Source organism: Streptomyces sp. SID486 (genome assembly GCF_009865385.1).
Lineage (GTDB): Bacteria > Actinomycetota > Actinomycetes > Streptomycetales > Streptomycetaceae > Streptomyces.
On record NZ_WWJT01000022.1, the window covers coordinates 1 to 447 of the forward strand.

General features: G+C 81.4%; 1 pseudogene. It reads right to left on the minus strand.

From position 1 onward, the window contains the following. A pseudogene (locus GT045_RS01060) lies at positions 1-447 on the minus strand (FUSC family protein); the annotation flags it as partial.

Sequence of the window (447 nt, forward strand, 5' to 3'; positions counted from 1 at the left end):
TGGCCCCTGCGCCGCCCGCGCCGGGACGGGCTCTCCGGCCCAGTGGAGGGCGGTGGCGGCCTCGGCGAGGGGCAGCGCCGCCGCGAACCGGGCGTGCAGCCGGCGCTCGGCGGCCGAGCCGGTGTACGGGCGCAGCCGGGGTCCGGCGAGAGCGTCCTGGGCATGGTCGAGCGCGGCGGTCAGCGCGGCCCGCCGGGCGGTGGCCCGTTCCCCGCCCACGGCCTCGACGAGCGCGGCGATCGCGTCGTACACGTCGGCGACCGCCGCCCGCTCCCCGTCGAACCGGAAGTCCCCGGCGAGGGATCCGGGGGTGGGCAGGGCGAGCCGGAGCACCAGCAGCCAGCCGGCGCCGGCCAGGAAGGCCAGGGCCCGCTGCCAGCCGCTCTCGGCCGCGGGCATCCCGGCGCCGACGGCCGCGGCGACGAGCAGCTGGGTGCCGGCGGCGGA